This is a genomic window from Paeniglutamicibacter psychrophenolicus (assembly GCF_017876575.1).
Classification (GTDB): domain Bacteria; phylum Actinomycetota; class Actinomycetes; order Actinomycetales; family Micrococcaceae; genus Paeniglutamicibacter; species Paeniglutamicibacter psychrophenolicus.
Genome location: NZ_JAGIOE010000001.1, coordinates 1 through 13,104, shown reverse-complemented (window position 1 = coordinate 13,104; position 13,104 = coordinate 1). Strand labels below are relative to the sequence as shown.

The 13,104-nt window shown below is 56.6% G+C and carries 3 protein-coding genes and 6 rRNA genes; 8 read left to right on the top strand and 1 reads right to left on the bottom strand.

Translation table 11 applies throughout. The features are described 5' to 3' along the window. Positions 1 to 424: 424 nt before the first annotated feature. The 4 genes from JOF46_RS00045 (at position 425) to rrf (JOF46_RS00030) (ending at position 4,992) form a co-directional block, all read left to right on the top strand. Positions 425 to 3,557: ribosomal RNA gene (locus JOF46_RS00045) — 23S ribosomal RNA — on the top strand. A gap of 170 nt (positions 3,558 to 3,727) precedes the next feature. Continuing rightward, positions 3,728 to 3,844: ribosomal RNA gene (rrf, locus tag JOF46_RS00040) — 5S ribosomal RNA — on the top strand. Between the two features lie 404 nt (positions 3,845 to 4,248). Then, on the top strand, positions 4,249 to 4,713 hold the full coding sequence (locus JOF46_RS00035; protein ID WP_209905451.1) for a GNAT family N-acetyltransferase: 465 nt from the start codon (positions 4,249 to 4,251) through the stop codon (positions 4,711 to 4,713). 162 nt (positions 4,714 to 4,875) lie between these two features. Continuing rightward, positions 4,876 to 4,992 (top strand): 5S ribosomal RNA (gene rrf / locus JOF46_RS00030). Between the two features lie 293 nt (positions 4,993 to 5,285). Here the strand turns inward: rrf (JOF46_RS00030) and JOF46_RS00025 are convergent. After that, the gene (locus JOF46_RS00025; protein ID WP_209905450.1) at positions 5,286 to 5,798 is read right to left on the bottom strand and encodes a hypothetical protein; all 513 of its coding nucleotides are present in this window, start codon (positions 5,796 to 5,798) and stop codon (positions 5,286 to 5,288) included. A gap of 377 nt (positions 5,799 to 6,175) precedes the next feature. Between JOF46_RS00025 and JOF46_RS00020 the strand changes: the two genes are divergently transcribed. The 4 genes from JOF46_RS00020 (at position 6,176) to rrf (JOF46_RS00005) (ending at position 13,008) form a co-directional block, all read left to right on the top strand. Beyond that, positions 6,176 to 6,730: an SRPBCC domain-containing protein gene (locus tag JOF46_RS00020; RefSeq protein WP_209905449.1), complete on the top strand. Its 555-nt coding sequence runs from the start codon at positions 6,176 to 6,178 to the stop codon at positions 6,728 to 6,730. 764 nt (positions 6,731 to 7,494) lie between these two features. Then, positions 7,495 to 9,020: ribosomal RNA gene (locus tag JOF46_RS00015) — 16S ribosomal RNA — on the top strand. 575 nt (positions 9,021 to 9,595) lie between these two features. Next, positions 9,596 to 12,729: ribosomal RNA gene (locus JOF46_RS00010) — 23S ribosomal RNA — on the top strand. Between the two features lie 162 nt (positions 12,730 to 12,891). After that, positions 12,892 to 13,008, top strand: a 5S ribosomal RNA gene (rrf, locus tag JOF46_RS00005). Together the 16S, 23S and 5S rRNA genes form the textbook arrangement of a ribosomal RNA operon. Positions 13,009 to 13,104: the final 96 nt, after the last annotated feature.

The window sequence follows — 13,104 nt, the reverse complement described above, 5'->3', positions numbered from 1 at the left end:
CGATCGATCCGTTGTTTCCAGTACGCCCGCCTTGTGCGGGTTGGAAAACAAATGACGGGTGGGTGTTCTGGTGGTCTTTGGCACACTGTTGGGTCCTGAAACAACAGGCCCCGGTCCCTTGCGGGATCGGGTTTTGTTTTTTCAGTGTTCCCGCGCATGGCCTAAGCCGCATTGCTGCACCGTTTGGTGCGGGTGCCGGTGGTGGGTGTGACGGGGTTGTTGTTTGGGAACTGCATAGTGGACGCGAGCATCTTGTGAAACAGGATTGGCCGATGGCTCTTTTGGGTTGTTGGCCGGTTTGTTTGTTTTGCAAAGCAATTTCTTATGATAATGAATCTTGGTGCACATGCCCTCGGGTGTGTGTTTCCTTGGTTCTTTCGATTGTAATGTTTTAGCTCATGTAAAATTTTTGACCCTTGTTTGTGGTCAAGTTTTTAAGGGCGCACGGTGGATGCCTTGGCATTGGGAGCCGAAGAAGGACGTGGGAATCTGCGATAAGCCTGGTGGAGTCGATAACCGGACGTTGAGACCAGGATTTCCGAATGGGGAAACCCCATGCGGTGTCATGCCGCATGACCCGCAGCTGAACACATAGGCTGCGTGGAGGGAACGCGGGGAAGTGAAACATCTCAGTACCCGCAGGAAGAGAAAACAAAAGTGATTCCGTTAGTAGTGGCGAGCGAACGCGGATGGGGCTAAACCGAGCCATGTGTGATAGCCGGCGGGCGTTGCATGGTCGGGGTTGTGGGACTTTTACATACCAGTTCTGCCGGACTGGTGAAGTGAGGTGCGGGCGCATAGGCGAATCGGCTTGAATGCCGGACCATAGAGGGTGAGAGTCCCGTAGTGCGAATGCGTTCCGCCGCTTTGTGAGAGCATCCCAAGTAGGACGGGGCCCGAGAAATCCCGTTTGAATCCGCCAGGACCACCTGGTAAGCCTAAATACTACCCAATGACCGATAGCGGACAAGTACCGTGAGGGAATGGTGAAAAGTACCCCGGGAGGGGAGTGAAATAGTACCTGAAACCGTGCGCTTACAATCCGTTGGAGCCTCCTTGTTGGGGTGACAGCGTGCCTTTTGAAGAATGAGCCTGCGAGTTAGTGTTACGTCGCGAGGTTAACCCGTGTGGGGAAGCCGTAGCGAAAGCGAGTCTGAATAGGGCGAGTCAGTGGCGTGATCTAGACCCGAAGCGAAGTGATCTACCCATGGCCAGGTTGAAGCGCGTGTAAGAGCGCGTGGAGGACCGAACCCACTTCAGTTGAAAATGGAGGGGATGAGCTGTGGGTAGGGGTGAAAGGCCAATCAAACTTCGTGATAGCTGGTTCTCCCCGAAATGCATTTAGGTGCAGCGTTGCGTGTTTCTTGCCGGAGGTAGAGCTACTGGATGGCTAATGGGCCCTACAAGGTTACTGACGTCAGCCAAACTCCGAATGCCGGCAAGTGAGAGCGCAGCAGTGAGACTGTGGGGGATAAGCTTCATAGTCGAGAGGGAAACAGCCCAGAACGCCAACTAAGGCCCCTAAGCGTGTGCTAAGTGGAAAAGGATGTGGAGTTGCGAAGACAACCAGGAGGTTGGCTTAGAAGCAGCCACCCTTGAAAGAGTGCGTAATAGCTCACTGGTCAAGTGATTCCGCGCCGACAATGTAGCGGGGCTCAAGCACACCGCCGAAGTTGCGTCATTCACATATTTGGCAGGCCTTCGTGGTCCAGCCGTGTGGATGGGTAGGGGAGCGTCGTGTGGGCAGTGAAGTCGCGGTGTAAACCAGCGGTGGAGCCCACACGAGTGAGAATGCAGGCATGAGTAGCGAATGACGGGTGAGAAACCCGTCCGCCGAATGATCAAGGGTTCCAGGGTCAAGCTAATCTGCCCTGGGTAAGTCGGGACCTAAGGCGAGGCCGACAGGCGTAGTCGATGGACAACGGGTTGATATTCCCGTACCGGCGAAAAACCGCCCATATTGACCTGGTGATGCTAACCACCCCAAGTGCCCACCATCCTTCCTTCGGGAAGGGTACCGGGTGTGCGGCGTGGGACCCGAACCAGGGAGGTAAGCGTATTAACAGGTGTGACGCAGGAAGGTAGCCGAGCCAGGCAATGGAATTGACCTGGTCCAAGGATGTAGGGCGAGTCATAGGCAAATCCGTGACTCATGATGCCTGAGACCCGATAGGCGCCCCCCCTGGGGGGTGATTCGGTGATCCTATGCTGCCAAGAAAAGCATCGACGCGAGGTTTTAGCCGCCCGTACCCCAAACCGACACAGGTGATCAGGTAGAGAATACTAAGGCGATCGAGAGAATCATGGTTAAGGAACTCGGCAAAATGCCCCCGTAACTTCGGGAGAAGGGGGGCCTGCCCCGTGATGGAACCTTGCGTTCCGGAGCGGGTGTGGGCCGCAGAGACCAGGGGGAAGCGACTGTTTACTAAAAACACAGGTCCGTGCGAAGTCGCAAGACGATGTATACGGACTGACTCCTGCCCGGTGCTGGAAGGTTAAGAGGACCGGTTAGCCCCTTGTGGGCGAAGCTGAGAATTTAAGCCCCAGTAAACGGCGGTGGTAACTATAACCATCCTAAGGTAGCGAAATTCCTTGTCGGGTAAGTTCCGACCTGCACGAATGGAGTAACGACTTCCCCGCTGTCTCAACCATGAACTCGGCGAAATTGCACTACGAGTAAAGATGCTCGTTACGCGCAGCAGGACGGAAAGACCCCGAGACCTTTACTATAGTTTGGTATTGGTGTTCGGTGCAGCTTGTGTAGGATAGGTGGGAGACGTTGAAGCCAGGACGCCAGTTCGGGTGGAGTCATCGTTGAAATACCACTCTGGCTGTACCGGTCACCTAACTTCGGCCCATGATCTGGGTCAGGGACAGTGCCTGATGGGTAGTTTAACTGGGGCGGTTGCCTCCTAAAGAGTAACGGAGGCGCCCAAAGGTTCCCTCAGCCTGGTTGGCAATCAGGTGTCGAGTGTAAGTGCACAAGGGAGCTTGACTGTGAGAGCGACAGCTCGAGCAGGGACGAAAGTCGGGACTAGTGATCCGGCGGCACGTTGTGGAACGGCCGTCGCTCAACGGATAAAAGGTACCTCGGGGATAACAGGCTGATCTTGCCCAAGAGTCCATATCGACGGCATGGTTTGGCACCTCGATGTCGGCTCGTCGCATCCTGGGGCTGGAGTAGGTCCCAAGGGTTGGGCTGTTCGCCCATTAAAGCGGTACGCGAGCTGGGTTTAGAACGTCGTGAGACAGTTCGGTCCCTATCCGCTGCGCGCGCAGGAAATTTGAGAAGAGCTGTCCTTAGTACGAGAGGACCGGGACGGACGAACCTCTGGTGTGTCAGTTGTACTGCCAAGTGCACCGCTGATTAGCTACGTTCGGAAGGGATAACCGCTGAAAGCATCTAAGCGGGAAGCCCACTTCGAGATGAGATTTCCACGCCACCTCGTGTGGCGAGAGGCCCCCAGCCAGACCACTGGGTTGATAGGCGGGATGTGGAAGCGAGGACCAAAGACTCGTGAAGCTGACCCGTACTAATAGGCCGACAACTTCAACCACAAACACCACACCACCCTGCGGGGTGGTTGGCAAGATACGCTGCGTCCACTATGCGGTCCCGAAACAACAACCCCTTGTTTTCGCGGAACCACAACAACAACAACCACTATTGTGGTCGTAACCCGATTTTCACCACCCCCGGCACCGCCGGGGCGTGCGTGGCTAGAGTTACGGCGGTCATAGCGTGGGGGAAACGCCCGGTCCCATACCGAACCCGGAAGCTAAGACCCACCGCGCCGATGGTACTGCACTCGGGAGGGTGTGGGAGAGTAGGTCACCGCCGGACAACTTGTCCCGGAACCCCCAGGCCCCTGGCCCGGGGGTTCCGATGCTTAACGCCCGTTGCGGCCCCCGGCACCCGCCGGGGGCCGCACCCCGTTAACCACCCGCCCCGAGGGCCGGCACCACGGCGGAGGTCTCGCAAGCGACCATCATGGCCAGAGCCGTTGATCGCGGCCGCCGCATTATGCCGTACTCCGTGTCCTGGTGGGACCGGCAGACGCCGATTATTACTGCGTTTCCGGGGTACCTTGGCGATCCATTGCTTGGCTCTTGTCCATTGCTGTTTCGAATCTGAAGCGATCGTAATGATCGGTTGGTTAACGACTTGCTGGGCTTCGACGTTTGCGAGGATTGCTCCTCCCTGACGCATGTTGCCTTGGATCATGCGCAGCTGCAAGGATTGAACCCATGCACGCGAACTTATTGCCAATGCCAGTTGAGGAGATGCCTGAATGGATCGCCTCGATTAAAGCTGAGTACATCGTGAGTCGAATGACCGCCGGCGAGTCTCCGGCGGAGGCGAAAGCAGCTGCAGACATTAGCTTCGAGCAGCAATTCCCTAACGGCCGGCAGCGAGAACATCATTTGGTGTTCAACGTCGTTGCCGATGACGATGTCGTTGGTTACCTCTGGATCGGCCCGCAAACCAATGGCGCTGCCTCAAAGTGGTGGGTTTGGGATGTAGAAATCTATGAGCCGTTCCAACGCAGGGGATACGGAAGAGATGCCATGCTTCTGGCCGAGCACGAGGCGAGGTTAGCCGGGGCCATTGAACTTGGCCTAAACGTCTTCGGGTACAACGTCGGCGCCCGCAAGCTCTATGAGTCCCTGGGCTATGAATCGACATCCATTCGCATGGCGAAGCATCTCTGACCAGGAAAACATGACTGTGACTACCCTCACCGGCCAATAAGCGGGTATTCGTTCGCGCGGAGCCCATCGTTCCGCTATAGTTATTTATGAAGAACCACAGCACTTGTTGTGACTCGATAAAGCCACCAGTGTTCCTGGATAAGGAATGCGCGGTAATAGAGTTACGGCGGTCATAGCGTGGGGGAAACGCCCGGTCCCATACCGAACCCGGAAGCTAAGACCCACTGCGCCGATGGTACTGCACTCGGGAGGGTGTGGGAGAGTAGGTCACCGCCGGACATAACGTCCCGGAACCCCTGAACATAATTGTTCAGGGGTTCCGATGTTTAACAGGCGAGAGCCCGGATCCAGGCCTTGGTTCCGGATGGCATTTGGGCCCATAAGGGCCTATAGAACTGTGTCTGCCCCGGGTGCGTCACCCGAAGCCTTGCCCTGCCGGACAGAATCTAAGCAGGGCCAGCCGGCCCGTCCCTTCAGCGTCAGCGGATCGTGCGCTTGTCTTGCCGCCTGGCGTCAGTGGAGATCAACCACGTCGTCTACTGGCCTTTTGGCTCGAAGCTGCCGCTTGAATCTCATTCTCGCCCATTTTCGGAAATATCCGCGAGAGAGCGATTGCGGTTAGCGACTCGTGGATGGAACCGCTCATCGGATTGGACGATGCCCGAGCCGCGCTGATCCTGGACGGCGCACAGGATGGAAGCGGGAAGCTGGATCTCACCGCGTTCCATTAGTCCGCTCAAACTGTTATGGCGAAAGTCCTGACGCTGGATGCATACGGTGCCTGCCATATGGCGGACCGAGCCACTGCCTCCTCTGTTGCCCGGGCATTGGTAGCGGGCAACCATTCCGCAGGCAATTGTTTGAACGACCCGTTCATGGTTACATCGGCAGACCCGATGGGCCACTCGTTCTTGCGGACGAATACCTGTACCAGGCAAAATGCGGCTCCCGGATATTTGATGTTCACGACGGTCAATATCCTGCGTGGAATGCCAGCAACGCCGCCAGCTCGAACGATTCGACAACTCGACAGCTTGCGAAGGCCTTGCACCCAGTTCCATGAATGTCGGGTCTTCGCCACGCATGCACCGATCTGCCGTGGGAAACGCTCGCACAACCAGCGGGATGAGCCACTCTGGCATATGCGATTCCAGGGGTTGCCGTACTCCTTGGCACATCCCTGAGCCAAGAGAACAACTAAGTGGGTTGAGGTGCTCCAAGGCTTTCGGACTGGATCTTGAGATCGCCGTTGTGCATGATCGACGATTCCTTGTCTGCACGCATTCTCGTGCGGCAGGATGTAGTGACGGGAGCCCCTCTCGTTGAACACCTGCAGCCAGCATAAGAAACCTCCTCTCGTTCGTGCCCAAGATACCCCTGGCGTGGAACACGTGCGGCAGACGTTTCATCAAGCTCTTTGAATGCAGCATTGCAAATACGTGAACCATCTTGAAGGAGAACCTTGACCAACCAGAAGCCGGAGAATGCCACCGAGGGAGGACCCGTCATCCATGGGACCCTGGAAATGCTTGACGGTCGGGTATGCCTTCGATTCGAGCTCAACTTGGATCATTCAGTCGAGAATGTGTGGCGGGCGGTCAGCGTACCCGATGAACTTCGGAGATGGTTCCCCGGAGCAGTTGACTGGACACCGGAAGCGGGGGAGACCTTCGAGGCAGGAGGAGCCCTGCTTGAGGTGACCGAAGTTGATGTGCCGCATCACTTGGCCTGGACATATGCCGGCCAATTGCAAAGCTTTGAGCTTGCGGATGTGGGAGACGGTTGCAGGTTTGCCTTCGTCCATGTCTTCGATGACCTTCCACTCGCAGCGCAGACGGCAGCGGGGTGGGAAAGCTATCTCATGCGACTTGATCCACATCTTCGCGGTGAGCATCTAACCGAGGCGAATGCACATGGGCAGTGGGCCGAGATCCATGAACTCTATGCCGAACGTTTCGGAGTTGACCCGGAACCAGGCCGCAAGTTCGCCGAGGCATTGCGTTCGGCCGAATCATGAGACGGCAAATCCGGGCCTTGCCTTGCGTCGGCCCGTTGGCATAGATCCCTTCATGCACTGACGCTCGACCAGATCTCTCGTGGAGGGAATGCGGTCGTTCCCCGGTGACGCTCTTCTGTTCAACGGCTCGCCACCGCGACTGAAGCAAGGTGCCATTTGAGTATCAGGCCGCATTTGCCATCTAAGCTGTCGCCGGGGTCACAATGTCATTTTTGGGGTTCCGGTGGCCAAAACTGCCCCCAAGGGCCGTTTCTGGGCTTCTATCCTGCGGTTTTTAGCGAAGAGAGGGCCCGATTTGCGGTGGTGGGAAATGGTGTGTATAGTTTTCTAAGTCGCCGCGAGGGACACAGCGGGAAAGCCGCTGGAGGAATCGCCGGGCGACCGAAATCTCTACCAAAACCCCCACCCAATGTTTCCCGGTTGCCTTGTGCGCCGGAAACGACGGCGGGAACCGCATGTTAGACCAGATCGGGCCGGAAACGGTGGATTTGCGTCGGGACACGCGGTGGGGTAAGGTAGACAAGTTGCTCCAGAGCGAAGCGCCGGCAGGAAACGTCAGTCCGGGTCGTGGAAGTTGGAAGCGTCTGTTGTTTGAGAACTCAATAGTGTGCCAAATTTGTTGATACCAATTTATTTATTTTATTGGTGAATGGTTTCAGGGTCCGCACCCCCGTGTGGATGCCTGGGGCAATTTGCCGGGATTTTTTTACTTGGTGCAACCCGCAACCCTTTTTCCAGGGTCGTGTTGGTTGTGTCTGTATTTTTTTACGGAGAGTTTGATCCTGGCTCAGGATGAACGCTGGCGGCGTGCTTAACACATGCAAGTCGAACGATGACCCCCAGCTTGCTGGGGGGATTAGTGGCGAACGGGTGAGTAACACGTGAGTAACCTGCCCCTGACTTCGGGATAAGCCTGGGAAACTGGGTCTAATACCGGATATGCACCGTGGACCGCATGGTCCTTGGTGGAAAGACTTGTTGGTCAGGGATGGACTCGCGGCCTATCAGCTTGTTGGTGAGGTAATGGCTCACCAAGGCGACGACGGGTAGCCGGCCTGAGAGGGTGACCGGCCACACTGGGACTGAGACACGGCCCAGACTCCTACGGGAGGCAGCAGTGGGGAATATTGCACAATGGGCGAAAGCCTGATGCAGCGACGCCGCGTGAGGGATGACGGCCTTCGGGTTGTAAACCTCTTTCAGTAGGGAAGAAGCGAAAGTGACGGTACCTGCAGAAGAAGCGCCGGCTAACTACGTGCCAGCAGCCGCGGTAATACGTAGGGCGCAAGCGTTATCCGGAATTATTGGGCGTAAAGAGCTCGTAGGCGGTTTGTCGCGTCTATCGTGAAAGTCCGAGGCTCAACCTCGGATCTGCGGTGGGTACGGGCAGACTAGAGTGATGTAGGGGAGACTGGAATTCCTGGTGTAGCGGTGAAATGCGCAGATATCAGGAGGAACACCGATGGCGAAGGCAGGTCTCTGGGCATTAACTGACGCTGAGGAGCGAAAGCATGGGGAGCGAACAGGATTAGATACCCTGGTAGTCCATGCCGTAAACGTTGGGCACTAGGTGTGGGGGACATTCCACGTTTTCCGCGCCGTAGCTAACGCATTAAGTGCCCCGCCTGGGGAGTACGGCCGCAAGGCTAAAACTCAAAGGAATTGACGGGGGCCCGCACAAGCGGCGGAGCATGCGGATTAATTCGATGCAACGCGAAGAACCTTACCAAGGCTTGACATGTGCCAGACCGCCGTGGAAACACGGTTTCCCCTTTGGGGCTGGTTCACAGGTGGTGCATGGTTGTCGTCAGCTCGTGTCGTGAGATGTTGGGTTAAGTCCCGCAACGAGCGCAACCCTCGTTCCATGTTGCCAGCGGATAATGCCGGGGACTCATGGGAGACTGCCGGGGTCAACTCGGAGGAAGGTGGGGACGACGTCAAATCATCATGCCCCTTATGTCTTGGGCTTCACGCATGCTACAATGGCCGGTACAATGGGTTGCGATACTGTGAGGTGGAGCTAATCCCAAAAAGCCGGTCTCAGTTCGGATTGGGGTCTGCAACTCGACCCCATGAAGTCGGAGTCGCTAGTAATCGCAGATCAGCAACGCTGCGGTGAATACGTTCCCGGGCCTTGTACACACCGCCCGTCAAGTCACGAAAGTTGGTAACACCCGAAGCCGGTGGCCTAACCCCTTGTGGGAGGGAGCCGTCGAAGGTGGGACCGGCGATTGGGACTAAGTCGTAACAAGGTAGCCGTACCGGAAGGTGCGGCTGGATCACCTCCTTTCTAAGGAGCAACTAGCACCAGGCAGGCACGCCAAAGCGCGTGTTGTGCGGGTGTTCAGTGCTGCTCGCATCCACCACTTGTGTTGGTGGGCGAGTGCTCAAGGGTGGAATATCAACAAATCACGGCTGTTCATGTTGTGGTTGCCGTCTCCAGTACGCTCGCTTGCGGGTTGGAAGAGGATGGTGGCTGCGGGGTGGATGGTCTTTTGGCACACTGTTGGGTCCTGAAACAACAGGCCCCGGCGTTTTCGCTGCCCCCTTTGCGGGGTGCGCGGAGGGCCGGGTTTTGTTTTTTCAGTGTTCCCGCGCATGGCCTAAGCCGCATTGCTGCACCGTTTGGTGCGGGTGCCGGTGGTGGGTGTGACGGGGTTGTTGTTTGGGAACTGCATAGTGGACGCGAGCATCTTGTGAAACAGGATTGGCCGATGCCCTTTTGGGTTGTTGGCCGGTTTGTTTGTTTTGCAAAGCAATTTCTTATGATAATGAATCTTGGTGCACATGCCCTCGGGTGTGTGTTTCCTTGGTTCTTTCGATTGTAATGTTTTAGCTCATGTAAAATTTTTGACCCTTGTTTGTGGTCAAGTTTTTAAGGGCGCACGGTGGATGCCTTGGCATTGGGAGCCGAAGAAGGACGTGGGAATCTGCGATAAGCCTGGTGGAGTCGATAACCGGACGTTGAGACCAGGATTTCCGAATGGGGAAACCCCATGCGGTGTCATGCCGCATGACCCGCAGCTGAACACATAGGCTGCGTGGAGGGAACGCGGGGAAGTGAAACATCTCAGTACCCGCAGGAAGAGAAAACAAAAGTGATTCCGTTAGTAGTGGCGAGCGAACGCGGATGGGGCTAAACCGAGCCATGTGTGATAGCCGGCGGGCGTTGCATGGTCGGGGTTGTGGGACTTTTACATACCAGTTCTGCCGGACTGGTGAAGTGAGGTGCGGGCGCATAGGCGAATCGGCTTGAATGCCGGACCATAGAGGGTGAGAGTCCCGTAGTGCGAATGCGTTCCGCCGCTTTGTGAGAGCATCCCAAGTAGGACGGGGCCCGAGAAATCCCGTTTGAATCCGCCAGGACCACCTGGTAAGCCTAAATACTACCCAATGACCGATAGCGGACAAGTACCGTGAGGGAATGGTGAAAAGTACCCCGGGAGGGGAGTGAAATAGTACCTGAAACCGTGCGCTTACAATCCGTTGGAGCCTCCTTGTTGGGGTGACAGCGTGCCTTTTGAAGAATGAGCCTGCGAGTTAGTGTTACGTCGCGAGGTTAACCCGTGTGGGGAAGCCGTAGCGAAAGCGAGTCTGAATAGGGCGAGTCAGTGGCGTGATCTAGACCCGAAGCGAAGTGATCTACCCATGGCCAGGTTGAAGCGCGTGTAAGAGCGCGTGGAGGACCGAACCCACTTCAGTTGAAAATGGAGGGGATGAGCTGTGGGTAGGGGTGAAAGGCCAATCAAACTTCGTGATAGCTGGTTCTCCCCGAAATGCATTTAGGTGCAGCGTTGCGTGTTTCTTGCCGGAGGTAGAGCTACTGGATGGCTAATGGGCCCTACAAGGTTACTGACGTCAGCCAAACTCCGAATGCCGGCAAGTGAGAGCGCAGCAGTGAGACTGTGGGGGATAAGCTTCATAGTCGAGAGGGAAACAGCCCAGAACGCCAACTAAGGCCCCTAAGCGTGTGCTAAGTGGAAAAGGATGTGGAGTTGCGAAGACAACCAGGAGGTTGGCTTAGAAGCAGCCACCCTTGAAAGAGTGCGTAATAGCTCACTGGTCAAGTGATTCCGCGCCGACAATGTAGCGGGGCTCAAGCACACCGCCGAAGTTGCGTCATTCACATATTTGGCAGGCCTTCGTGGTCCAGCCGTGTGGATGGGTAGGGGAGCGTCGTGTGGGCAGTGAAGTCGCGGTGTAAACCAGCGGTGGAGCCCACACGAGTGAGAATGCAGGCATGAGTAGCGAATGACGGGTGAGAAACCCGTCCGCCGAATGATCAAGGGTTCCAGGGTCAAGCTAATCTGCCCTGGGTAAGTCGGGACCTAAGGCGAGGCCGACAGGCGTAGTCGATGGACAACGGGTTGATATTCCCGTACCGGCGAAAAACCGCCCATATTGACCTGGTGATGCTAACCACCCCAAGTGCCCACCATCCTTCCTTCGGGAAGGGTACCGGGTGTGCGGCGTGGGACCCGAACCAGGGAGGTAAGCGTATTAACAGGTGTGACGCAGGAAGGTAGCCGAGCCAGGCAATGGAATTGACCTGGTCCAAGGATGTAGGGCGAGTCATAGGCAAATCCGTGACTCATGATGCCTGAGACCCGATAGGCGCCCCCCCTGGGGGGGTGATTCGGTGATCCTATGCTGCCAAGAAAAGCATCGACGCGAGGTTTTAGCCGCCCGTACCCCAAACCGACACAGGTGATCAGGTAGAGAATACTAAGGCGATCGAGAGAATCATGGTTAAGGAACTCGGCAAAATGCCCCCGTAACTTCGGGAGAAGGGGGGCCTGCCCCGTGATGGAACCTTGCGTTCCGGAGCGGGTGTGGGCCGCAGAGACCAGGGGGAAGCGACTGTTTACTAAAAACACAGGTCCGTGCGAAGTCGCAAGACGATGTATACGGACTGACTCCTGCCCGGTGCTGGAAGGTTAAGAGGACCGGTTAGCCCCTTGTGGGCGAAGCTGAGAATTTAAGCCCCAGTAAACGGCGGTGGTAACTATAACCATCCTAAGGTAGCGAAATTCCTTGTCGGGTAAGTTCCGACCTGCACGAATGGAGTAACGACTTCCCCGCTGTCTCAACCATGAACTCGGCGAAATTGCACTACGAGTAAAGATGCTCGTTACGCGCAGCAGGACGGAAAGACCCCGAGACCTTTACTATAGTTTGGTATTGGTGTTCGGTGCAGCTTGTGTAGGATAGGTGGGAGACGTTGAAGCCAGGACGCCAGTTCGGGTGGAGTCATCGTTGAAATACCACTCTGGCTGTACCGGTCACCTAACTTCGGCCCATGATCTGGGTCAGGGACAGTGCCTGATGGGTAGTTTAACTGGGGCGGTTGCCTCCTAAAGAGTAACGGAGGCGCCCAAAGGTTCCCTCAGCCTGGTTGGCAATCAGGTGTCGAGTGTAAGTGCACAAGGGAGCTTGACTGTGAGAGCGACAGCTCGAGCAGGGACGAAAGTCGGGACTAGTGATCCGGCGGCACGTTGTGGAACGGCCGTCGCTCAACGGATAAAAGGTACCTCGGGGATAACAGGCTGATCTTGCCCAAGAGTCCATATCGACGGCATGGTTTGGCACCTCGATGTCGGCTCGTCGCATCCTGGGGCTGGAGTAGGTCCCAAGGGTTGGGCTGTTCGCCCATTAAAGCGGTACGCGAGCTGGGTTTAGAACGTCGTGAGACAGTTCGGTCCCTATCCGCTGCGCGCGCAGGAAATTTGAGAAGAGCTGTCCTTAGTACGAGAGGACCGGGACGGACGAACCTCTGGTGTGTCAGTTGTACTGCCAAGTGCACCGCTGATTAGCTACGTTCGGAAGGGATAACCGCTGAAAGCATCTAAGCGGGAAGCCCACTTCGAGATGAGATTTCCACGCCACCTCGTGTGGCGAGAGGCCCCCAGCCAGACCACTGGGTTGATAGGCGGGATGTGGAAGCGAGGACCAAAGACTCGTGAAGCTGACCCGTACTAATAGGCCGACAACTTCAACCACAAACACCACACCTTGCGTGTGGCAAGATACGCTGCGTCCACTATGCGGTCCCGAAACAACAACCCCTTGTTTTCGCGGAACCACAACAACAACAACCACTATTGTGGTCGTAACCCGATTTTCACCACCCCCGGCACCGCCGGGGCGTGCGTGGCTAGAGTTACGGCGGTCATAGCGTGGGGGAAACGCCCGGTCCCATACCGAACCCGGAAGCTAAGACCCACCGCGCCGATGGTACTGCACTCGGGAGGGTGTGGGAGAGTAGGTCACCGCCGGACAACTTGTCCCGGAACCCCCAGGCCACAGGCCCGGGGGTTCCGATGCTTAACGCCCGTTGCGGCCCCCGGCACCCGCCGGGGGCCGCACCCCGTTAA